This window comes from Actinoplanes lobatus (assembly GCF_014205215.1).
GTDB classification, from domain to species: Bacteria; Actinomycetota; Actinomycetes; order Mycobacteriales; family Micromonosporaceae; genus Actinoplanes; species Actinoplanes lobatus.
The window spans coordinates 355,352-377,572 of sequence record NZ_JACHNC010000001.1 but is presented as its reverse complement, the minus strand read 5'-3'; the positions used below and the strand labels follow the sequence as shown (position 1 = coordinate 377,572).

At 72.1% G+C, this 22,221-nt stretch carries 17 protein-coding genes; 10 read left to right on the top strand and 7 right to left on the bottom strand.

The window, feature by feature from the left end; all coding sequences use genetic code 11:
* Positions 1-73: 73 nt before the first annotated feature.
* Positions 74-1,009 carry an EamA family transporter gene (locus BJ964_RS01655; RefSeq protein WP_188119001.1) on the bottom strand — a complete coding sequence of 312 codons (936 nt, stop codon included), beginning with the start codon at positions 1,007-1,009 and terminating at the stop codon, positions 74-76.
* An 82-nt stretch (positions 1,010-1,091) separates the two neighbouring features.
* Here BJ964_RS01655 and BJ964_RS01650 point away from each other — a divergent pair, with 82 nt between their 5' ends.
* Positions 1,092-1,574 (top strand): MarR family winged helix-turn-helix transcriptional regulator, encoded by a 483-nt coding sequence (locus tag BJ964_RS01650; protein WP_229806709.1) that lies wholly within the window; start codon positions 1,092-1,094, stop codon positions 1,572-1,574.
* Here the strand turns inward: BJ964_RS01650 and BJ964_RS01645 are convergent.
* Entirely contained in the window at positions 1,548-2,528 is a 981-nt protein-coding gene (locus BJ964_RS01645; RefSeq protein WP_188118999.1) for a glutathione S-transferase family protein, read from the bottom strand. The two genes, BJ964_RS01650 and BJ964_RS01645, sit on opposite strands and share 27 nt — an antisense overlap.
* A 318-nt stretch (positions 2,529-2,846) precedes the next feature.
* Positions 2,847-3,476, bottom strand: coding sequence for a hypothetical protein (locus tag BJ964_RS01640; RefSeq protein WP_188118998.1), 630 nt, complete (start codon positions 3,474-3,476; stop codon positions 2,847-2,849).
* Between the two features lie 134 nt (positions 3,477-3,610).
* Here BJ964_RS01640 and BJ964_RS48955 point away from each other — a divergent pair, with 134 nt between their 5' ends.
* The 5 genes from BJ964_RS48955 to BJ964_RS01615 all read left to right on the top strand — a co-directional run bounded on the left by BJ964_RS48955 (position 3,611) and on the right by BJ964_RS01615 (position 9,416).
* Positions 3,611-5,647 carry a sensor histidine kinase gene (locus tag BJ964_RS48955; protein WP_188118997.1) on the top strand — a complete coding sequence of 679 codons (2,037 nt, stop codon included), beginning with the start codon at positions 3,611-3,613 and terminating at the stop codon, positions 5,645-5,647.
* A complete protein-coding gene (locus BJ964_RS01630) occupies positions 5,644-6,291 on the top strand; it encodes a response regulator (RefSeq protein ID WP_188118996.1) in 648 nt (215 codons plus the stop codon). The genes BJ964_RS48955 and BJ964_RS01630 overlap by 4 nt, the downstream gene beginning before the upstream one ends.
* Before the next feature lie 449 nt (positions 6,292-6,740).
* Positions 6,741-7,439 (top strand): response regulator transcription factor, encoded by a 699-nt coding sequence (locus BJ964_RS01625; protein ID WP_229806710.1) that lies wholly within the window; start codon positions 6,741-6,743, stop codon positions 7,437-7,439.
* Complete coding sequence (locus BJ964_RS01620; RefSeq protein ID WP_188118994.1) at positions 7,432-8,886, top strand: HAMP domain-containing sensor histidine kinase; 1,455 nt, start codon at positions 7,432-7,434, stop codon at positions 8,884-8,886. Before BJ964_RS01625 ends, BJ964_RS01620 begins: the two co-directional genes overlap by 8 nt.
* Positions 8,887-8,921: 35 nt before the next feature.
* A complete protein-coding gene (locus BJ964_RS01615) occupies positions 8,922-9,416 on the top strand; it encodes a hypothetical protein (RefSeq protein ID WP_188118993.1) in 495 nt (164 codons plus the stop codon).
* Between the two features lie 81 nt (positions 9,417-9,497).
* On the opposite strand, the gene BJ964_RS01610 is transcribed toward BJ964_RS01615, so the two are convergent.
* The gene (locus tag BJ964_RS01610) at positions 9,498-10,268 is read right to left on the bottom strand and encodes a DUF5995 family protein (protein WP_188118992.1); all 771 of its coding nucleotides are present in this window, start codon (positions 10,266-10,268) and stop codon (positions 9,498-9,500) included.
* A 175-nt stretch (positions 10,269-10,443) separates the two neighbouring features.
* Positions 10,444-13,254, bottom strand: a complete 2,811-nt coding sequence (locus BJ964_RS01605; protein ID WP_188118991.1) for an ATP-binding protein — start codon at positions 13,252-13,254, stop codon at positions 10,444-10,446.
* A gap of 174 nt (positions 13,255-13,428) precedes the next feature.
* Between BJ964_RS01605 and BJ964_RS01600 the strand changes: the two genes are divergently transcribed.
* The 3 genes from BJ964_RS01600 (at position 13,429) to BJ964_RS01590 (ending at position 18,765) form a co-directional block, all read left to right on the top strand.
* Positions 13,429-14,037 carry an adenylate/guanylate cyclase domain-containing protein gene (locus tag BJ964_RS01600; RefSeq protein WP_188118990.1) on the top strand — a complete coding sequence of 203 codons (609 nt, stop codon included), beginning with the start codon at positions 13,429-13,431 and terminating at the stop codon, positions 14,035-14,037.
* Between the two features lie 112 nt (positions 14,038-14,149).
* A complete protein-coding gene (locus tag BJ964_RS01595) occupies positions 14,150-16,231 on the top strand; it encodes a DNA gyrase/topoisomerase IV subunit B (protein ID WP_188118989.1) in 2,082 nt (693 codons plus the stop codon).
* A gap of 14 nt (positions 16,232-16,245) precedes the next feature.
* Positions 16,246-18,765 carry a DNA gyrase/topoisomerase IV subunit A gene (locus tag BJ964_RS01590; protein WP_188118988.1) on the top strand — a complete coding sequence of 840 codons (2,520 nt, stop codon included), beginning with the start codon at positions 16,246-16,248 and terminating at the stop codon, positions 18,763-18,765.
* Positions 18,766-19,059: 294 nt separating this feature from the next.
* Here BJ964_RS01590 and BJ964_RS01585 read toward each other — a convergent pair whose 3' ends face one another.
* Positions 19,060-19,587, bottom strand: a complete 528-nt coding sequence (locus BJ964_RS01585; RefSeq protein ID WP_229806711.1) for a nucleotide triphosphate diphosphatase NUDT15 — start codon at positions 19,585-19,587, stop codon at positions 19,060-19,062.
* A 973-nt stretch (positions 19,588-20,560) separates the two neighbouring features.
* Positions 20,561-21,514 carry an aldo/keto reductase gene (locus BJ964_RS01580; RefSeq protein WP_188118987.1) on the bottom strand — a complete coding sequence of 318 codons (954 nt, stop codon included), beginning with the start codon at positions 21,512-21,514 and terminating at the stop codon, positions 20,561-20,563.
* Positions 21,515-21,714: 200 nt separating this feature from the next.
* Here BJ964_RS01580 and BJ964_RS01575 point away from each other — a divergent pair, with 200 nt between their 5' ends.
* Positions 21,715-22,212 (top strand): hypothetical protein, encoded by a 498-nt coding sequence (locus tag BJ964_RS01575; RefSeq protein WP_188118986.1) that lies wholly within the window; start codon positions 21,715-21,717, stop codon positions 22,210-22,212.
* Positions 22,213-22,221 lie beyond the last annotated feature (9 nt).

Below are 22,221 nucleotides of genomic sequence, written 5' to 3'. Positions count from 1 at the left end.
GCCCCGGGTACGACGTTTTCCGCCCCCGCGGGCGGCACACCGGAGGCATGCGGGTGATCGTTTACAACACCGCCTACACGCTGATCGCCCGCTGGTCCCCGACGAGGTCGGCAGTGCCATGCTCCGGGCGGCCCGCACCGGCTTTCCGGACCGGGCGGTCACCACGGCGGACATGCGCCGACTGGCCCCAGACGACGGCGCCGAAGGCGAGTGTCATGCCGGTCAGCTGCACCGTTGTGAGGGTCTGGCCGAGCGCCGCCCAGCCGACCGCCGTGGCCATCACCGGGGAGAGCAGGCTCAGCAGCGAGACCCGGGCGGCGGGAAGGCGCTCCACCCCGGCGAACCAGACCGTGTAGGCCAGGGCCGTCCCGACGAGTGACAGGTACGCGTACCCCAGCAGGTTGGGCGCCGTGAGGGCGGGCGGCGGGCCTTCCACCAGGAGGGTGACCGGCAGCAGGAGCAGGCCGCCCGCGGTGAGCTGCCAGCCGGTGGCGGTGAGCAGCGACACCGAGGGCCGGCCCCACCGTTTGGTGAGGATGAGGCCGAGCGCCATCGACGCGGCGCCGATCAGCCCGGCGGCGACGCCGACCGGGTCGAGCCGGGCGGCGGCGGTCAGCACGGCGAGCGCCACGCCCATCGCGCCGATCAGGGCCGCCAGCACGGTCCGCAGCGCCACCCGCTCGTGCAGCAGCAGGACGCTCAGCCCGGCGACGAGCAGCGGCTGCACCGCGCCGAGGACGGCCGCCATGCCGCCGGGCAGCCGGTACGCCGTGACGAACAGCAACGCGAAGAAGATCCCGATGTTGAGCGCTCCGAGGACCGCCGACTTCCACCACCAGGCGCCGCGGGGCAGCCGCCGGGTGAGCGCGAGCAGCACCAGCCCGGCCGGCAGCGCCCGCAGGAGCCCGGCGAGCAGTGGCCGGTCGGGTGGCAGGAACTCGGTGGTGACCGCATAGGTGGTCCCCCACACCAGGGGCGTGACCGCCGTGAGCAGCAGGACCCGCCGCATCGCCACCATCTCCCTCGACGTAAAGTATCTCGATATCAAGATAAACTTTGTCGAGAAGCTTGTCATCAAGAGAATGGACAACGTGACCGACGACATCGACCGCATCCTCGGACAGTGGGCCCGCGAACGCCCCGACCTGGACACCGCCGCCATGGGCGTCTTCGGCCGGATCTTCCGCCTCAGCAAGCTGGCCGGCGACGTCGCCGAGCGCGCCTACAGCCGCTTCGGCATCGGCCGCCCCGAGTTCGACGTGCTGGCCGCGCTGCGCCGCTCCGGCGAACCGTTCCAGCTGTCGCCGGGCGCCCTGGCCGCGTCGATGATGCTCAGCACCGGCGGCACCACGGCCCGGCTGGACCGCCTGGAGAAGGCCGGCCTGGTCACCCGCTCACCGGACCCCAACGACCGCCGGGCCATCCTGGTCCGCCTCACCGAGCGCGGCCGCGCCCTCGCCGACGAGGCGGTCACCGCCGGCCTGGCCGAGCAGCAGCGCCTCCTCGCCCACCTGCCGCCGGAGAAGAGCGCGCAGCTCAGCGCCCTGCTACGCGAGTTGCTGCACGGGCTCTGAGGCGGGCGGGGTCCCGTCCCCGAAGGGCCGCCCGCCCAGCGCCCCACGCCCGTGCGGGGTCAGCCACCCGGAGAGGTCCGGCCCGGCCGGCACGATGCCGGCCGGGTTGATGTCCCGGTGCACCTCGTAGTAGTGCCGCTTGATGTGCGTGAAGTCGATGGTGTCGCCGAACCCGGGCGTCTGGAACAGGTCACGCGCGTACGCCCACAACACCGGCATCTCGGTCAGCTTGTGCCGGTTGCACTTGAAATGGCCGTGATAGACCGCGTCGAACCGGGCCAGCGTGGTGAACAGCCGGACGTCCGCCTCGGTGATCGTGTCCCCGACCAGGTAACGCCGCGACTCCAGCCGCTCGGACAGCCGGTCGAGCCGCCGGAACAGCCGGTCGTAGGCCTCCTCGTACGCCTCCTGCGACCCCGCGAACCCGGCCCGGTAGACGCCGTTGTTCACCTCCTCGTAGACGACCTCGTTCACCTCGTCGATCTCGTCCCGCAGCGACGACGGGTAGAGATCCGGCGCGCCCTCCCGATGGAACGCCGTCCACTCCAGCGACATGTCGATCGTCATCCGCGCGAAGTCGTTGGTGACCACCGCGCCGGTCGGCACGTCCACGATCGCCGGAACGGTGATGCCCCTGTCGTAGTCCGGATACCGCTTGACGAACGCCTCCCGCAGCCGCTCGATCCCGAGCACCGGATCCCGCCCGCCCGGATCCAGGTCGAACGTCCAGCTACGTTCGTCGTGCGTCGGCCCGCACACCGCCATCGACAGCGCGTCCTCCAGCCCGAGCAGCCGGCGCACGATGATCGCCCGGTTCGCCCACGGGCACGCCCGGCTCACCACGAGCCGGTACCGCCCCGCCTCCACCGGAAATCCGTCGCGCCCGTCCGCGGTGATCCGGGTGGCGATGTACCGCTGGTCACGGGTGAACTCACCCGAATCGACATAGGCCATGCCACTCAGTCTTCCCGCAACCGCCGCCGGCACACCGCATCCAGAAAAGACAATTTCCGGTACGGGCCACGCGAACCCGCCGCAGCAGACCCGCGAGCCGCTGCCGGGGCGCGCCCGGCGCCGCGCCCGCCGGGCTGAGCTGCCCACGCACCCTCACGGCCCGGCCCCGCACTCACGCCCGGCGGGCGCGGCACGGTCCGGACCCGGCAGGTGCTCGCGGGTCTGCTGCGGCGGGTTGGCGTAGCCCGTACCGGGAAGGGTTTCGGAAGCGAACGGTGGCCGCACTCCGCGCGGGAGGGCGACCACCGACGGGGTTGATCAGTCGCGGGCGCCGGTGAGGTGCGGGCGCAGCGCGAGCAGGACGCCGAGGGCGGCGTAGCCGATCAGCAGGTGCGTGGCGCCGACCAGGCGGCCGACCGTCACGCCGAAGATCCCCATCGCCGGGAGGGTGATGAACACCCAGCTCTCGGCGCCGAGCGGCCACCAGCGGGCCAGGCCCTTCCAGCGGCCGGCGACGGCGATCTTCACGCCGATGACGAACATGCCGAGCATGGACAGCGGCCAGAACACGTCGAGGATCGCCAGCCACTGGTCGTCCCGGAACGCGGGGACCGCGCCGTGCAGCACGCTCCACACGGTCGCCAGGGTGAGCAGCACCATCTCGGTGCGCAGCATGCCCCGGGCGAACTTCGTGACGCCGGTGGCGCCGGTCCGCAGCTGCACCACGACCAGCGCCAGGAGAGCGAGCTGAGCGGGTACGGCGAACAGGTCCACCATCGTGATCACGTCCGGGTCGGTGGACTGTGGGTCGAAGGCGAAGTAGATGCCCGACCATATGGTGGCGCCGGCCGCGAGCGCCCAGCCGGTCCGGCGAACCGCCCGGACGCTGATCGAGGCGGCGCCCGGCTCGTCGGTGCGGGCCGGTGCGGGGGTGATGTGAACAGTCATGGGGGTAACACTTTCCGGGACGCGTCCCGGGCCGGCAGGGCTCCGCGTCACCGGCGCCGTCCCGCGCGGTGTCCCGGGTCATCCGGGACATCCGCCCAGCGACCGCGGGACACCCGGGCTGTCACCATGTGCCGGTGAAGAAGGCAACGCCCGCGGCCGTGGCAGTGGTCGCCGTGTCGGCCGGGTCCCTGATCGTGGCCTCGCTGCTCGATCTCCAGGTGCCGTCGGAGCACCGGGAGCGGATCGTCACCGAGGTGGCGTGGACCGCCGGGATCGCCGGCCTCGGCCTGGCCGTGCCCGGCGCGCTGCTGCTGCGCCGCCTGCCCCGGCACCCGATCGCCTGGCTGCTCTGCCTCTCCGGGATCCACTGGTGCCTGGACGCGGCGGCCGGCACCTGGCTGGCCTACGCCACCTTCAACGACCTGCCCGGCGCCTCCGCCGCGTTCTGGATCTACCAGCGGCTCGGCGCGGCCCTGCTGACCTGGCTGCCGCTGCTGCTGCTGATCTACCCGGCCGGGCGGCTGCCCGGCGGCCGATGGCGGATCGCCGCCTATCTGAGCCTCGTCGCGTCCTGCCTGATGCCGCTGCTCTCCCTGGCCATCCCGGCCGCGGCGGCCCAGCAGCGGGCCGGCGAGCCGATGCCGGCCGAGTTCGCCGGGCTGAACCTCGACCCCACCTCGATCCCGCTGCCGGACGGCTGGTGGGTGGCGATCTTCCAGGTGTCGTTCCTGGCCATCCCGCTCGGCATGATCGTGCCGGTCGCGGTGGTGGTGCGGCGGTTCCGGCAGGCGGACGGCTACGACCGGCTGCGGATGCGCTGGCTGCTCTGGGCCGCGATCATCGACCTGCTGGTGGTCGTCTCCGTCCTGGTGGTGCCCGAGCTGTCGTCGGTGGCGCTGGCCCCGGCCGTCGGCCTGACCGGCGCGGCCGTCGTGGTGGCGATCGCCCGGCCCACCCTGCTCGACGTCGACCGGCTGCTCGGCGGCACCGTCCTGTACGCCGCGATGGCCGCCACCGTCCTGGCCGTGGACGCGTGCGTGCTCGGCGCCACCGGGCTGTTCCTCGGGCAGAGCCTGCCGGAACGCGACGCCGCGGTGGTCGCGGTCCTGCTGGTCACCGCCGGGTACGGGCCGTTGCGGCACCGGCTGTGGCTGCTGGTGCGGCGGCTCGTCCTGGGGCGGCGCGACGACCCGTACCGGGTGGTGGCGGGGCTCGCCGAACAGCTGGAACGGTCCACCTCGCCGGAGGACGAGCTGCTCGCCGTGGCGCGGGCGGTGGCCGAGGCGTTCCGGTCGCCGTACGTGATCGTCGAGGTGGACCGGCCCGGCGGGGAGAAGGTGGTGGCCACCCAGGGCGTGCCGGCCGGGCGCACCACCACCCTGCCCATCACGTACCGGGGGGACACCGTGGGCCGGGTCGTCCTGCCCGCCGCCGGGCCCCGGGTGTCACTGTCCCAGCGCGACGAACGGCTGCTCGCCGACATGGTCCGGCAGGCCGCGGTCGCCGCCCGCAACGCCCACCTGGTCGGCGAGTTGCAGCGCGGCCGGGAACTGATCGTCGCGGCCCGTGAGGAGGAACGCCGCCGGCTGCGCCGTGACCTGCACGACGGGCTCGGCCCCACGCTGGGCGGGGTGGCGCTGCGCATCGACACCGCCCGCAACCTCGCCGCCCGCCGTCCCGAGGAGGCCGACCGGCTGCTCAGACAGGCGCGGGAGGATGCCACGGCGGCGGTCGCCGACGTACGGCGGCTGGTCCACGACCTGCGGCCGCCCGCGCTCGACGACGTGGGCCTGCTCGGCGCGGTCCGGCAGCAGGCGGCCCGGCTGCGGGCGCCCGGTCTCACCGTGACGGTCGACGGCGGCGGCGACCTCGACCAGTTGCCCGCGGCGGTGGAGGTGGCGGCGTACCGGATCGCCTCGGAGGCACTGGCCAATGTGGCCCGGCACGCCTCGGCCACCTCCTGCCGGGTCCGGCTGGAGGTGGCCGGCGGCGACCTGACCGTCGAGATCACCGACGACGGCGTCGGCATCCCGGCCGGCACGCCGAGCGGCGTCGGCCTCGTCTCGCTCCGGGAACGCGCCGCCGAGCTGGGCGGCGACTGCCGGATAGAGTGCCCCGGCGACCGCGGCACCCATGTCCGCGCCCGCCTGCCCCTGGGAGTGCTCACATGACCGAACCGATCCGGGTTCTGGTGGCCGACGATCACCCGATCTTCCGCGACGGCCTGGCCATGCTGCTGACCTCGGTCGACGGCCTCGAGGTGGTGGGCACCGCGGCGGACGGGGTGGAGGCGGTCGCGGCCGCGACCCGGCTGCTGCCGGACGTCGTGGTGATGGACGTGCAGATGCCCCGGCTCAACGGGGTGGAGGCCACCCGCCGCCTGGCCGTGGACGCGCCCGGGGTCGGCGTCGTGGTGCTGACCATGTCCGAGGACGACGGCACGGTCTTCGCGGCGATCCGGGCCGGCGCCCGCGGCTATCTGGTCAAGGGCGCCGAGCAGGAGGAGATCGTCCGCGCCATCAGCACGGTGGCGGCCGGCGGCGCGATCTTCGGCGCCACCCTGGCCCAGCGGATCGCCGAGTTCTTCGCCGCCGGGCCGCCGCAGCCGACCGACGCGTTTCCGCAGCTCACCGCCCGGGAGCGGGAGATCTTCGAGCTGTTGGCGGCGGGCCGCAGCAACGCGCAGATCGCGGCCGCGCTCTACCTGTCACCGAAGACGGTCCGCAACAACGTCTCCAACGTCTTCGCGAAACTCCAGGTCGCCGACCGGACCGAGGCCATCCTGCGGGCGCGCGAGGCGGGCCTGGGCCGCTGACACGGGCGGCCCGCTCACGGCTTCGCTGCGATTTTCGCGGGGTGCCAACGGCTTCGCCCGCGGCTTCGCTGGCATTTTTTCGCGGCCGCCTACGGCTTCGCCGGCATTTTCGCGGGCCGCCCGCGGCTTTCGCGGGCGGCCCGGTGACGATGGTGGGCGAGGCATCCCCCCGTGTGCGACGCCTCGCCCGGCTCGGGGGCGGGAGCTGCCGACGGGCGCAACGGCGCTGGGCACGCGGCGTCCACGCTCGCGGGCGCCCCGCCGCTGTCGCCTTTATAGCACGGGAAGAAAGCGCTTCCACGACGTTTTTGGGAGCGTTTCCACAAATGCCCGGGTGCAGGTCAGGCCGACCAGGGTCTCCAGATGTCGCACAAGACGGGCGGAACACACACATCACCCGGTCGGGTCTTACCTTCCTCGTACGTTTCCGCGCCCCGCCGCGCGGCATGATGGGTGCCGTGACGGGCGCGGTGGGCAGAGGGCTGGTCCTCGTGGTCGAGGACGAGCGGCCGATCGCCGACCTGGTCCGGCTCTACCTGAGCCGGGAGGGCTTCGGGGTGCAGGTCGAGCACGACGGCGCGGCCGGCCTGGTCGCCGCCCGGCGGTTGCGGCCGGTCGTGTGCATTCTGGACATCGCCCTGCCCGGCATGGACGGCACCGAGATCTGCCGCCGCATGCGCGCCGACGACGACTGGACCCCGGTGATCTTCCTGACCGCGCGGGACGACGAGGTCGACCGCATCCTCGGGCTGGAGCTGGGCGGCGACGACTACGTCACCAAACCGTTCAGCCCACGCGAGCTGGTCACCCGGGTCAAGGCGCTGCTGCGTCGCGCGGCCGGCCCGGCCGGGGCGGAGCGGGTGCGCAGCCTGGGCCCGCTCACCCTGGATCCCGGCCGCCGGACCGCCGCGCTCCAGGGGCGGTCGCTGACCCTCACCGCGACCGAGTTCGACCTGCTCGCGCACCTGGTGGGGCGGCCCGGCCGGGTCTTCACCCGGGAGGAGCTGCTGGCCGCCGTCTGGGGTTACGCCTCGCACGCCGGCACCCGGACGGTCGACGTGCACGTGGCGCAGGTCCGCGCCAAGCTGGGCCCGGCCGCCGTCCTCATCCGGACGGTCCGCGGAGTGGGGTATTCCGCCGATGCGTAAGCCACCTCGGGCGTGGGGCCCCGCCGTGCGGCACTTCTTCGGCACGCTGGCCGGTCGCGCCGTTCTGGTCACCACGGCCACCGCGCTCGTCTCGGTGATCGCGACCACGATGGTGGCCCTGCCGATCGCGATCCGGTCGGTGAACACCCAGGTCCGCACCGAGTTGATGAACCAGACCGTGCTCGCGGTCGAGTTGCTCACCGACGAGCGTCCCGCCGTCCGCGCCCGGATCGTCGACCGGCTGCGCGCCGAGGGCGTCGAGATCTACCTGATCCGCAACGGCCGCGCCGACCGTGCCGGGCTTCCGCCACGGGTGGTGCGCCGGGTGGCCGCGGGCGAGACCGTCGACATCCGCGGCAGGGTCTCCGGGCGGCTGTCGTTCGTCGCGGCCCGGCCGCTGCCCGGCCGGGCCGGCGGCGTCGTGCTGACCCGCAAGGTCGCCACCAACCTGGCCGCCCGGGTGCTCGGCGGGGTCTGGGTGGCGCTGGTCATCGGCCTGGCCGGCGGAGTCCTCGCCGGCACGGTGCTGGCCCGCTTCGTGACCCGGCCGATCGCGCGGGCCGCGGCCGCCGCCACCCGTCTGTCCTCGGGGGACCGTTCGGTGCGGATCTCCCGGGCCGGCCCGTCCGAGGCGGCCCGGCTCGCCGACGCGTTCAACCAGCTCGCCGCCGCCCTCCAGACCAGCGAGGGCCGGGAGCGTGACTTCCTGCTGTCGGTGTCGCACGAGCTGCGCACCCCGCTGGCCACCATCCGGGGTTACGCGGAGGCGCTCGCCGATCAGGTGATCACCGGCGACGACACGGCCGGTGCGGGCGCCACCATGCTCGGCGAGGCCCAGCGGCTGGACCGGCTGATCTCCGACCTGCTGGTGCTCTCCCGCCTGGAGGCCGCGGACCTGCCGCTGGACGTGACCGAGGTGGACCTCGCCGAGCTGGTCCGCGACGCGGGGCGGGCGTGGGCGGCCCGGTGCGGCGCCGACGGTCCGTCGCTGACTGTCGAGACACCGGACGGCCCGGTCGTCGTCCACACCGATGCCGGGCGGATCCGGCAGGTGCTCGACGGCCTCTGCGAGAACGCGTTGCGGGTGGTCCCGGCGGGCGCGCCGCTGATCCTGGCGGCCCGGCCGACCGGCGACGGGGAGGGCCGGTTCGTGGAGGCTCGCGATCGGGAGGGCCGTCTCGTGGCGGCCTCCGGTCGGCTGAGCGGCGGGATCGTCGAGGTTCGTGACGGTGGGCCCGGTTTCACCGATGACGATCTGGCCGTGGCGTTCGAGCGGGGCGAGCTGAACCGGCGCTACCGGGGCGTGCGTGAGGTGGGCAGCGGGCTCGGGCTGGCGCTGGCGGCCCGTCTCGTGACCCGGCTCGGTGGGCGGATCACGGCGGGGCACGCCCCGGAGGGCGGCGCCATGTTCACCGTGGAGCTTTACCGTTCCCGAACAATGGGCTGACACGGCTCGATCGCGGGCCGCCCAGGATCGTGGGCATGACTCGTAACCTGAAGATCCTGATGGCGGGCATCGTCCTGACCGTGGCCCTGACCGGCTGTGGCGGCCCCGATGTGGACACGCCCGATGTGGACACGGCCGCCGAGGCGGTGGCCCTCCAGGAGGTCGGCTTCACCGAGGTGCTCGCCGACGGCCCGTCCACCGCTCCCGGCAAGGTGCGGCCGCACGCCGTCCGCAAGCTGCTGCGGAAGAACGCGTTGCACGGCGAGGTGGTGGTGGAGGCACGTGACGGCGGCACACGCACGATCGTGGTCCAGCGTGGCGAGGTCACCGCGGTGGAGGGTGACCGGTTCACCGTGAAGTCGTCCGACGGGTTCGAGGGCTCATGGACCTTCGGTGACCCGTTGCGTGTGGTCGACCGGGTGAAGCGGGAGAAGACCGAGCGTGACGCCGTGACCGTGGGCGCGACGGTCGGCGTGGGCGGGGTCCGCGACGGCTCTGCCACCGCGGCCCGCCTGATCGTCGTCGGCTGAGACCGGCCCGCCCCTTGGGCCGGCCTCAGCCGACGGTCCCCGACCCGGCCACGCCCCCCGCGCGGCCGAGTCTCGGGGCGATTACTGCAGGAATTCGCCGAAGGGCGACAGGAGGAGCTTGCCGAGACCGGTGGCGGTCTTGTCGAGCCGCCGCCGTTCCTTGTCGAGCTCGATCATGTCGTGGCGCAGAGCCCAGATCTTCTGAGCGTTGCGCCAGGCGACATTGCGGGTGTATTCCACCATCTCGCCCTGCCACCAGTCGTCGAGGTCGCCGTTCATCGTGTCGATGAGCAGCTGCCAGCGATCGAGATAACCGCGGCGCAGCCCCGGGATCTCCTCGGCGAAGATGTCGTTGACCTGGAGGTAGTCGTGGTGCTGGTCGCTGCCGTCCACCGGGTCGCTGCCCAGGTGGTCGAAGGTGGTGACCAGCGCGAACGGCAGATCGAAATTGATGTGCGCGTTGACGCCGGCGACCGCCGACGGGAGCGGGCGGGCATCCGGTCCCGGCACGCGGCAGAACAGGCCTGCCCACACACCCGGGCAGGCCGGGCTGCCTTCGGTCCAGTAGCGCAGCGCGTCGAAATAGCGCGCCGCGAACTCGACGTCCAGGCGGGCCAGGAACGCCGGGTCCTTGAACTTGCCGGCGTAGAGACGCTCGAGCACGTTCTCGGTGATCGTGAGGTAGAGCTTGTTGAAGTCGGCCAGCGGGTTGCTATGGAGCAACGGCGGTATCTGGCACAGGACCTCTTGCAGTTTCGCTAGCTGGTCTACCACTCCGGGCACGTCGTCGGGGTGCCGTTGCAGGATGTCGGACATTTCCTGCTGAACGGGGCCCCAGATGGGCTGGGTCATGGGTTCCTCCGTGAATGATGCAGTGCAGCGGAGGGCCCCCAGCACCGCCCGACGAAGCTGGTCGCCGGGCGGTGCTCCCCCGTGCGGCTCACACTTCCACCGGGGGTCCGCCGATCGGATCGGTAGAACTACGTATTCCGCGTACGCATGTCACGGCGAGATAACGATTGCCTGGTCAGGCCGCTGTCAGAAAGACGCGACTGGCCTGGACCCGGGTACGCACCTGCAGTTTGTCGAAGATGTGCCCGAGATGGACTCCCACGGTGCGCTCGCTGATGAAGAGCAACTCACCGATCTCCCGGTTAGTCAAGCCCTCGGCCACCGCGGCCAGAACCTCGCGCTCCCGGCCGGTCAGCGAGGACAACTCGTCGGCGGGCTGTTCGGGCACCGCCATCGGCACCGTCTCCGCGTCGTCGGCGAGCGTGACCCGGAACCGCTGGGCCACCCCCACGATCTCGCTGGCGAGCGGCCGGGCGCCCATCGCGGTCGCGGTCCCGTAGGCCTGGCGGAGCCCGGAGATCGCCGTCGCCCGCCGGACCCGGCGCTGCAACGACGCCTCGGCGTGCCGCAGCCGCGAATAGGCCGCCGGGTAGGGCTGCTGGCGCCGGTCCCAGACCGCCGCCGCCCGTGCCCACGGCTCCGGATCGTGGCGGTCCTCCACCCGGCTCAGCTCGGCGGTGCACAGGTCGAGGTAGCCGTCGACCACCGCCCGGACCGCGGGCGGCGCGTCCACCACCCCCTTGACCAGGCGGTCCATCACCGTTCGCAGGCGCCGGACCGCACCCGCGTCGACCGGCTGGCCGGCCACGTGCGCCTCCGCCTCGGCCCGTAGCCCGTGCCAGGCCAGCACCGCGAGCAGCACCAGGTCGTCGGAGCGGGACTCGGTCAGCCCACGCTGCACCGCGGCCCGGGCGTCGCCGTGTTCGCCCAGCCAGATCGCCATGCTGGCCCGCAGGGTCAGCATCGGCAGCACGTGCCGGGCGCCGCCGCCGGCCAGCAGGGTGGCCGCCGCGTCCAGGTTGCGGCGGGCGTTGTCCAGCTCGCCGAAACCGACCCACAGCCGGCACCGGGCCAGCAGCAGCTCGACCGCGTCGGCGCCGGACGGACGATTGCGCATCGCGGAGTCCAGCACGGCGTCCGCCTCGGCCCACTGTCCGATTCTGAACAGTCCGTTCGCGGCGATCGCCAGTAGCCTGGTCTGGTAGGTCCGGCCGACGCCGAGCGAGGAGAGCCTCTCCGCGCCGCGGCGGGCCACCAGGACCCCCTCCTCGACGCTGTTCAGCGGGCCGGCCAGCAGCTCGGCGAGGTGCAGGTAGGCGACGCCCAGGTCGTCCGGGTGCCCGGACCGCTCGGCGATCTCCACACCGTGCCGGATGACGGCCAGGCCGGCGTCCGGATCCTCACGGAAGGCCGCGCTGAAGCCGAGCGCGGCGCTCGCCCGGACCAGGTCGGCGGTCGCCCCGTTCACCGCGGCCAGCTCCAGGGCCTCGCGGGCGTGCTGGTTGGCGTCCGCGTACCGGCCCAGGTGCAGCAGCAGCTCGGCCAGGTAGGCCGCGGCCGAGGCGCGCTGGCGCGGGGTGCAGTCGGGCGCCTCGAGCGCGCGGTGGTACTCCGTCTCGGCGGTCGCCGAGCGCCCGGCGGCCGCCAGGTAGCGGGCCCGCCGCAGGTGCACCCCGGCCTGACCGGGGGCGTCCGGCCGGCCGGCCAGCTCCTCCAGCCGGGCCAGCGCCAGCAGGTGCTCGCCGCACTGGTGGGCCGACTCGGCGGCGTTCGCCAGCAGCTCGGTGCGGCGGCGGTCGGCCTCGTCGGTGAGCTGCAGCGCGATCGTCCAGTAGCGGTGTGCCTCGGCGAAGCCGTACATGCTCTCGGCGGTGCGGGCGGCGGCCACCACGGCGGGCAGCGCCCGGCTCGGTTCGCCGGCCCGCTGCCAGTGGTAGGCCAGGCGGGCGTTGTCCGGTTCGCCGTCGATCGACTCCAGGGCCTCGGCGTACCGCCGGTGCAGCGACGCCGCCTCGGCCGGCAGCACCTCCTGCTCCAGCACCTCGGCGACCAGCCGGTGCCGCAGCTTGTAACCGTCGCCGTCACGGGCCACGAACCGGTGCGTCACGGCGGCCCGGATCGCCTCGATCAGCTGCTCCTCGGGCAGCGGCACGACCCCGGCCAGCACGGCGTGCTCCACCGGCTCCACACCGGCCGCGATGGCGTGCACCACGGTGTGCGCGTGCGGCGGCAGCTCGTCCACCCTGGACAGGAAGATCTCGCGCAGCGTGTCGGACAGCTCGATCCGGCCGTCACGCAGGTCACGGGCCAGCTCCTCGACGACGAACGGGTTGCCGCCGCTGCGCTTGAAGACCCGCTCCGCGTCCTCCACGGCGACCGTGCGGCCGACGATCGCGGCCACCAGCTCGTGGGTCTGGGCCTGGTTGAGCGGGGCCAGGTCGACCACCCGCACCGAGCGCAGACGGCGCAGCTCGGCCAGCACCCGGCGCAGCGGGTGGGTGCCGTGCAGCGCCTCGGCCCGGATCGCGGCGAGCACCGAGACCCGGACGTCACCGAGACCGGCGAGCAGGTAGAGCAGCAACTGCCGGGTGCTGCGGTCGGCCCACTGGAGATCGTCGAGCACGAGCAGCAGTTGCTGGTCGCCGGCGATCCGGCGCAGGTCGCGCGAGACCCGGTCGAGCAGCGCGCCGGCGTCGTCGGCGGCCGCGTTCGGGCCGCTGCCGTCGTGCCGGCGCAACGCTTGCAGCACCGGGTGCAGCGGCGACGCGTCCCCGATGTCGAGACATGTGCCGAAGAGCACCGCGAAGCCCGTCCCGCGCAAGGCGTCGGCGGTCTCCCGCAGCAGCCGGCTCTTGCCGATGCCGCTCTCCCCGGTCACGAACACCGCGGCTGTCCCGCCGGGACCGACGTCGCGAAGGTAGGACTGGATGTCGGTCAGCGTGCCGGTGCGCCCGACAAGCGGCCCGTCGTCCCCCTGTCTGGCCATGCCCGGCAGCCTAATCCGTATCGGCCTATCACGTTGTCGTCGGTTCGGACTGTTCTGCGTCACAAAAACGACGGAAATCGATGCTGCAGAGATAGGTAGTTCTGCGGATCCGCGTCTTGTCCTGGGCTGGCACCGTACTCCCGGTCAACGCAGTGATCTGGGGGAGCGTGAGACATGACCACCATCACTACCGCCGTACAGGAGCGGCGCCAGAACGTGACCGTGCTGTTCATCGACATCGTCGGCTTCACCGCTCTGGTGGACCGGCTGGACTGCGCGGAGGTGCGGGCGTTGCAACGGGACTACTTCTCGGTCGTGTCCGAGGTGGTCCACGAGTGCGGCGGCATCGTCGAGAAGTACGTGGGTGACGCGGTGATGGCGGTGTTCGGCGCCGCGGAGGACGGCTTCGGGCCCGAGGCGGCGGCCTCCGCGGTACGAGCGGGCCTGTCGGTCCAGGAGACGTTGAGGGGGCGACTCCTGGCCGGCAGGTTCCCGGTCCGTACCCGGGTGGGGCTGGCCACCGGCGAGGTGATCGTCGACCCGCTGGCGGCCTTCGACGGCGGCTACGGGATGATCAGCGGCAGCGTGGTGAGCACGGCGGCCCGGCTGCAGGCGTACGCGCCGCACGGCACCGTGGTGGTCTGTTCGGCCACCCGGGAGGTGACCGACGAGCTCATCGCCTACCAGGAACTGCCGCCGGTGTCGGTTCCGGGCAAGTCCTACCCGCTGGACCTCTGGCGAGCGTTGCAGCCGCAAGCCGCGCCGCTGGCCGTCGTGTCGTAGACCACTTTTGTGGTCTTTTCTCCCTATTTTTGCCACGGCATGGTCTAGACCTGCCTCGCCTGGGGCAGAAGTGTCGGAGGCGCCGGGTAGGCTCGCGCCGTCTTGACCACCCATGGCCGATCGGGAGTGCCGCCTCGTGACCGCACAGCCAGAGACCTTGTATGGGGCTGACGACCTCACACACCTGGAAGGGCTGGACGCTGTCCGGAAACGCCCAGGCATGTACATCGGCTCCACCGACAGCCGGGGCATCAACCACCTGGCCAACGAGATCATCGACAACTGCACCGACGAGGGTGTCGCCGGGCATGCGACCACGATCGCGGTGATCCTGCACGCCGACGGCTCGGTGCAGGTCGACGACGACGGCCGTGGCATCCCGACCGACGTGCACGCCAAGTCCGGCCTGAGCGGCGTCGAGCTGGTGCTCACCCGGCTGCACGCCGGCGGCAAGTTCGGCGGCTCCGGCTACAAGACCTCCGGCGGTCTGCACGGCGTCGGCGCCTCGGCGGTCAACGCCCTGTCGCACCGCTTCGACGTCACCGTGAAGCGGGACGGCAAGGTCCACGAGATCTCGTTCCAGCGCGGCGTCCCCGGCGTCTTCGACGGCCCGGGCCCGGACGCGTCGTTCACCCGCGAGCCCGGCCTGCGGGTGGTCCGCCGGATGAAGCGGGGCGAGCCCGGCGGCACCTCGATCCGGTACTGGTACGACGCCCGCTACTTCGAGACCAGTGCCCGCCTCGACGTCGACTCCGTGCGGACCAAGCTGCGCAACACCGCGTTCCTGGTCCCCGGCGTTCAGTACACACTCTTCGACGCGACCGCCGAGGAGCCGGCCACCGAGACGTTCCACTACCCGAACGGCCTGGCCGACATGGTGGAGTTCCTCACCCCGGCCGCGGACAAGCCGGTCTCCGGTGTCCTCATGGTCACCGGCGAGGGGACGTACAAGGAGAACGCCGCCGACGCCAACGGCGTGATGCAGTCCAATGTCGTCCGGACCGCCCAGATCGAGGTCGCCTTCCGCTGGGGCACCGGCTACGAGCGCAACGTCGAGTGCTTCACCAACACCATCCGCAACATGCACGGCGGCACCCACCGCAAGGGCTTCGAGCGGGCCCTGGTGCGGGCCCTCACCGAGGCCGTCCGCAACGCCCGCGCGCTGCTCAAGCCAAAGGAGGAGCCGCCCGTCCTGGACGACTTCCTGGAGGGCATGACCGCGGTCATCCACGTGCGGGTGCCGGAGCCGCAGTTCACCTCGCAGACCAAGGACGAGCTGTCCACGGCCGGGGTCACCCGGGTCATGCAGGGGCTCGTCGAGGCGTACCTCAAAGAGTGGATCGACGGGCGGCGCACCAAGACCGAGGCCCGGACAGTCCTGCAGAAGGTGGTGGACGCGGCCCGCGTCCGGCTCACCCAGAAGCAGCAGAAGGACGCGGCCCGCCGCAAGACCGCCCTGGAGGGCGCGTCGATGCCGGCCAAGCTGGTCGACTGCCGGGCCATCGGCATCGACCGCTCCGAGCTGTTCATCGTGGAGGGTGACTCGGCCCTCGGCACCGCCCGGATGGCCCGCAGCTCGGAATACCAGGCCCTGCTGCCGATCCGCGGCAAGATCCTGAATGTCCAGAAGGCCAGCCTCCAGCAGGTCCTCGACAACGCCGAGTGCTCGGCCATCGTGCAGGTGCTCGGCGCCGGCTCGGGCCGCACCTTCGACATCGGCCAGATGCGCTACGGCCGCGTCATGATCATGGCCGACGCGGATGTCGACGGCTCGCACATCCGGACCCTGCTGATCACCCTGTTCGCCAAGTACATGCGGCCCGTCATCGAGCACGGCCGGCTCTTCGCCGCCATGCCGCCGCTGCACAAGGTGGTCACCAAGGGCCGCAATTCGGAGACCCTCTACACCTACACCCAGCAGGAGATGGAGAGCACCGTCGGCCGGCTGGAGCGCTCCGGCCGCCAGGTGCAGAAGCCGGTGCCCCGGTTCAAGGGCCTCGGCGAGATGGACGCCGACGAGCTGTGGGACACCACGATGAACCCCGCCGAGCGGACCGTCCGGCGGATCACCATCGAGGACGCCGAACGAGCCGAAGCCACCCTCGAACTGCTGATGGGTGAACGGGTCGAGCCCCGGAAGAACTGGTTGATCGAGGCCGCCGGCCGGATCGACCAAGAGACGATCGACGCCTGAGAGGTTCGCTACCAATGGCACGCCGCAAAACCGACAAGCGCGTCGATCTGTCAGCGTTCGACCAGGCCGGCGCCCGGGTCATCGACAACCCGCTGGTCACCGAGGTGGAGGACTCCTACCTGGAGTACGCGTACTCGGTCATCCACTCCCGGGCCCTGCCCGACGCGCGGGACGGTCTCAAGCCGGTCCACCGCCGGATCCTCTGGTCCATGTCCGAGCAGGGCCAGCGCCCCGACCGGCCGTATGTGAAATCGGCCCGCGTGGTCGGCGACGTCATGGGTAAGTACCACCCGCACGGCGACGTCGCGATCTACGACGCCCTGGTCCGGCTCGCCCAGGACTTCTCGCTCAACACGCCGCTCATCGACGGCCACGGCAACTTCGGCTCACCCGACGACGGCCCGGCCGCCGCGCGGTACACCGAGGCCCGCATGTCCCGCGAGGCCATGCTGCTGGTCGGCGAGCTCGGCGAGGGCACCGTCGACTTCAAGCCCACCTACGACGGTTCCGAGCAGGAGCCCAGGGTGCTCCCGGCCGCCTTCCCGAACCTGCTGGTCAACGGCACGTCCGGGATCGCCGTCGGGATGGCGACCAACATGATCCCGCACAACCTCGGCGAGGTCGTGGCCGCCGCCCGGCTCCTGATCCGCAAACCCGCGGCCGACCTCGACGAGCTGATGCGCTACGTCCCCGGCCCCGACCTGCCGACCGGCGGCCAGCTGCTCGGCCTCGACGAGGTGCGGCGGGCGTACGAGACCGGCCGCGGCGTCGTGCGCCTGCGGGCCCGCGCCGAGACCGGCCCGCTCGAGGGCGGCCGCGGCCGGCAGGCCATCACCGTCACCGAACTGCCCTACGGCGTCGGCGCCGAGAAGATCATCGAGGCGATCACCGACGAGGTGAAGGGCAAGGTCATCACCTCCGGCCCGCGGCGCGGCCAGCGTCAGGCCGCCCGGCTCACCGGCATCGCCGACGTCAAGGACCTCACCGACCGCGAGCACGGCACCCGCCTGGTCATCGAGTGCAAGGTCGGCGTCAACCCGCAGGCCCTGCTCGCCGACCTCTACCGGCTCACCCCGCTGGAGAGCTCGTTCGGCATCAACAACCTGGTCCTCGTCGACGGGCAACCTCGTACGCTCGGGTTGAAGGCTCTTCTCGAGGTCTTCGTCCAGCACCGCTACGACGTGGTGACCCGCCGCACCCTGTTCCGGCGCACCAAGCGCGAGGACCGGCTGCACCTCGTCGACGGTCTGCTCATCGCGCTCATCGACATCGACCGGGTCGTCGCGCTCATCCGGGCCAGCGACGACGCGGCCGCCGCCAAGGCCGGGCTGATGAGCGAGTTCGGGCTCTCCGACATCCAGGCCACCTACATCCTCGACACCCCGCTGCGGCGGCTCACCCGGTTCGACCGGATCGAGCTGGAAGCCGAACAGGACCGGCTGCGCAACGAGATCGCCGAGCTCAGCCGCATCCTCGACGACGAGACCGTGCTGAAGAAGCTCGTCTCCGACGAGCTGGCCGCCGTCGCCAAGGAGTTCGGCGCGGCCCGGCGCACCACCCTCATCGACGGCGACCTCAAGGAGGTCCTCGCCGCCTCGGTGCCGGCCGGTCCGCTCGAGGTCGCCGACGACCCCTGCCAGGTCATCCTCTCCGCCTCCGGGCTCATCGCCCGGACCGCGGCGGAGAGCGAGGAATCCACCGAGGCCCACAGCCGCAGCGGCCGGGTCAAACACGACGCGGTCCGCGCCGTCATCCACTCGACGGCCCGCGGGCGCGTCCTGCTGATCACCAACCGGGGCCGGGCGTTCAAGACCGACGTGCTGCCGCTGCCCGTCCTGCCCGAGCAATCGGGGACGGTCTCGCTGCGCGGCGGCATGTCCGCATCCGAACTCGTCCCCCTGCACCAGGGCGAACGGGTGGTCGGTCTCGCGCCGCTCGCGGCTGAGGGCTCCCCGGGCATCGCCATGGGCACGAAAATGGGCATCGTCAAGGTGTGCGCCCCGGAGTGGCCGGTGCGGTCCGACGAGTTCGAGGTGATCACCCTCAAGGAGGGCGACGAGGTCCTCCAGGCCAGCTGGCTCACCGACGGGGGCGAGGCGCTCGTCTTCGTCACCTCCGACGCGAACCTGCTGCGCTTCCCGGCCAAACTGGTCCGGCCACAGGGCCTCAAGGGCGGCGGCATGGCAGGCGTCAACGTCGGCGCCGACGCCGAGGTGATCTCCTTCAACGCCGTGTCCACGACGGACGACACCCACGGCGCGCCGATGGTCGTCACCTCCACGGGCACCCAGGTGAAGGTGTCGCCGTTCGCCTCCTACCCAGCCAAGGGCCGGGCCACCGGCGGCGTGCGGGTGCAGCGCTTCCTCAAGGGCGAGTCGCGGCTCGTGGTCGCCTGGATCGGGCCGCGGCCGGTCGGCGCCAGCAACACCGGCGACCCGGTGGAACTCCCCGAACCGGACGCGCGCCGGGACGGGTCCGGGGTCGCGGTCATGATGGGCCCACAGATCATCGGCCACCTGATCGAGCGCGACTGATCGTCCGTCCTCTCCGAACCGTCCGGGGCCCGCTTTCCGGCCAGGGCGGTTCGGGGCGGAGCCGACTCTTGCCCGGCAGGGCTTTCCGCAAACCCTTCAGCGGTACGGGTGGGAGTGTCCCGTAGAGCTACGCCGTTCCGCCGAGCCGCGCGAGGTGGGTGGGTGGTTGCGCCCGCGGCGCGGCCGGCGGGCTGAGATCGGTGGTCACCGTCCGGATGCTCCACCTTCGCTGTCCTGAGCATCGCCGAGGCGGCCCGTAGGCAGGCCGTTGCTCATTTCGTCGGAGGTCGGCGCTCACTCCGATCGCACGGCCGGTTCGGTGTGGTCGGTGAAGCGGTGGGTTCGCCAGCCGGGTGGGGGTGGCGTCTGCCACCACAGGGAGAGCAGGGCCGCAGTGGCGGGGAAGAGCGGCTGCGGCAAGCGGGCCGGAGAGTGCCACTCCCAGCGTTCGAAGACGTGAGGTTCCAGCGGGTGGGGCTCGCCGGTGGTGAAGTCGGCTACCACGCCGGCGGCGAGTCCGCCCTCGACAAGATTGAGAGCGACTCCGAAAGCTCTTGGGCGGGCGACGGTGAGACCGGCTTCTTCGAGGGTCTCCCGTCCGGCGGCATGCTCGAAGGATTCACCAAGTTCCAGATGGCCGCCGGGTAGGCACCAGGTCGGCGTCTCGCCCCGCTTGATCCGTCGCCCCAGAAGCACGGCGCCATCCGGTCGCAGAAGGACCATGCCGACACCGACCACCGGCCGGGCGCCGGGAGACTCAACCAGTCCGGAAAGCTGATCAGGCATGTCGCCCATTCTGCCGTCCGAGTAGAACGCGAACACACACGAGCCGAGTCGCTCCCTTCCACCAGAGAAGCCAACACCCGCATCGCCCGCCCGCGCCCTCAGCTCCGAACCCCACCGGCCGGTCTCCCCGCTCCTCCGGCCGGTCTCCCCGTTCCTCCGGCCGGTCTCCCCGTTCCTCCGGCCGGTCTCCCCGTTCCTCCGGCCGGTCTCCCCGTTCCTCCGGCCGGTCTCCCCGTTCCTCCGGCCGGTCTCCCCGTTCCTCCGGCCGGTCTCCCCGTTCCTCCGGCCGGTCTCCCCGTTCCTCCGGCCGGTCTCCCCGTTCCTCCGGCCGCTCTCCCCGTTCCTCCGGCCGCTCTCCCCGTTCCTCCGGCCGGTCTCCCCGCTCCACCGGCCGCTCTCCCCGTTCCTCCGGCCGCTCTCCCCGCTCCACCGGCCGGTCTCCCCGCTCCACCGGCCGCTCTCCCCGCTCCTCCAGCCACGATCTTGGCCGATTGACCACCGCCCGAGGTGGCCAATCGTCCAAGATCGCGGGGCGGCGGGGTGCTTCGCGAGAGTCGCCATCCTGCCCGGCGCGATCTTGGGGGATCGGCCACCCGTGCGGGTGGGGAAGCGTCCAAGATCGCGTCTCAGGGCCGCGGTGGTGAGCGTGGGCGAGGGCAGGGTGGGCGGGGTGGTCGAGGGCGGGTGGTCGAGGGCGGGTGGTCGAGGGCGGGTGGTTGAGGGCGAGGGTGAGGGCGAGGTGCGTGGGCGAAAGGTTCCTGTGCAGCGCCTTCCTGGCCGTCTGGGCGCGATCTTGGACGAATTGCCGCCTTTCGCGGTGGTGAGACGTCCAAGATCGCGGGGTGGTGGGTGGCTTTGCGGGAGTTGTCATCTCGCTGCGCGCGATCTTGGGGGATGTGGGGGTGAGGAAGCGTCCAAGATCGCGTCCTGGGGGTGCGGTGGTAAGCGTGGGAAGAGGGCGAGGGAGGGGAAGGGAGTGGGGGATCAGGGAGTGGGGCAGGGGATGCGGTCAGGAGGTGGGGGTCAAGGTGGTTAGGGCTGTCAGGGTTTCGGGGGAGAGGGGGCCCCGGGCTGCGGCGGCCAGGCATTCGGTCAGTTCGGTGCGGTTTTTGACGCCCAGGATCACTGTGGAGACTCCGGGGATGGAGAGGGCGTAGCGGTGGGCGAGCGCGGCCGGGGTCTCGCCGAGTTCGGCGGCCAGCTTGCGGTAGGGCTCGGCCCGGGTGAAGTCGACGGCCGCCGGATGGGTGGGCGGGACGTCGCGGTCCAGGGAGCTGGTCAGGGAGCCGGCCGCGACGACGCGGATGGCGGTCACCGCGACGCCGGCCGCGGTGGCGGCTGAGATCAGGGCGGCGTTGTCGGGGCGGACCGTGTCGCCGTGGATCCACAGGTCGCCGTTCTGGTTCAGGGGGTTCACGACGATCTGGGCGGCGTCGGGGCGCGGGTCGTGCCGGAACGCCTCGATGATGGGGGCGGGGTCGCCGACCGCGGTGATGCCCCAGCCCCGGATCAGGCCCTCGTCGCGGAGCGCCTCGAAGGTGGGGACGATCTCGTCGTGGTACTCCTCGGGGGAGACCGTCTCGTGCAGGGTGGTTCCGGTACGGCGGAACTGGGTGTGCAGCAGGAGCACGTCCAGGTGGTCGCGGTTCAGCCGGGTGAGGCTGGCCTGGAGGCTGCCGCGGATGCGGGCGGCGGAGGCGCCGTCGGGCAGCTGCACCTTACTGGTGATCATGACGTCGGGGGCGGGCCGTAGGCGGAGGGCCTCGGCGACGGCGCGCTCGGATTCGTGGTCGGCGCCGTAGCTGGGGGCCAGGTCGAGCATGGTGATGCCGGCGTCGAGTGCCGCGTGGATGGTCGCGACGGCCTCGCCGCGGTCGGTTCCGCCCCACACACCGGCGATGCCGCCACCACCCAGAGTCAGCGCGCTGATCTGTCCCAGGCGGCCGAAGTCACGCAGTTCCATCACTGTTCTCCCCTCGTGGCGGGCTTGCCGGTATCGACCGTAGAACCTGGAGCGCGCTCCAGATCAAGTGGTGGATTCTCTTCGGCGTGCCGTCGATGGGGGAAAGTCCAGCAGGTGAATAATTCGTGCTCTCATATTGCCGGAGCAGCGAAGATATCGATGCCGGAGCAGTGGGGACATCGTGGCGGGAAGGGGGAACGGTGGACGTCGTGGCGCAGTGGGTGAGCACCGAGTGGACCAAACGATCGCGGGGTGGCCCGGGTGCGGCGCGGCGTAACGCGGTGCCCGTGGGGTTCCGTCTGCCGGGTCGCCGGTCCGGTGTCGTGCACGAGGTGTCCATAACGGAGCGTAATGACTTCGTGCCGGTCGAGTCGATCGACGTGGTGGCGCCGGAGCGGGAGCCGGCGATGGGCCGGTCGGGTCTGCGGCTGGTGCGGGCGGACAAGGGGGTGCGGGTGGAGTTGCTGCTCGCCCGGCACGGCGCCCCGGGCCGGGATCGCCGGCCGCCCGGGGTGTGGCTGGGCCCGGGGCAGTGGCTGCGCTGGCAGGTGAACTACCGGATGTCGTGGCCGCTGATCGAGGGTGGCCGGTGGGAGTACCGGCAGGACACCCTCAATCTGGCGGTGGGCCCGGCCGATCCGGAGCTGTTCTTCGGCGAGCCCACCCGGCACGTCGACGAGCGGGGTTTCCTGAGGTGAGGACGAGGG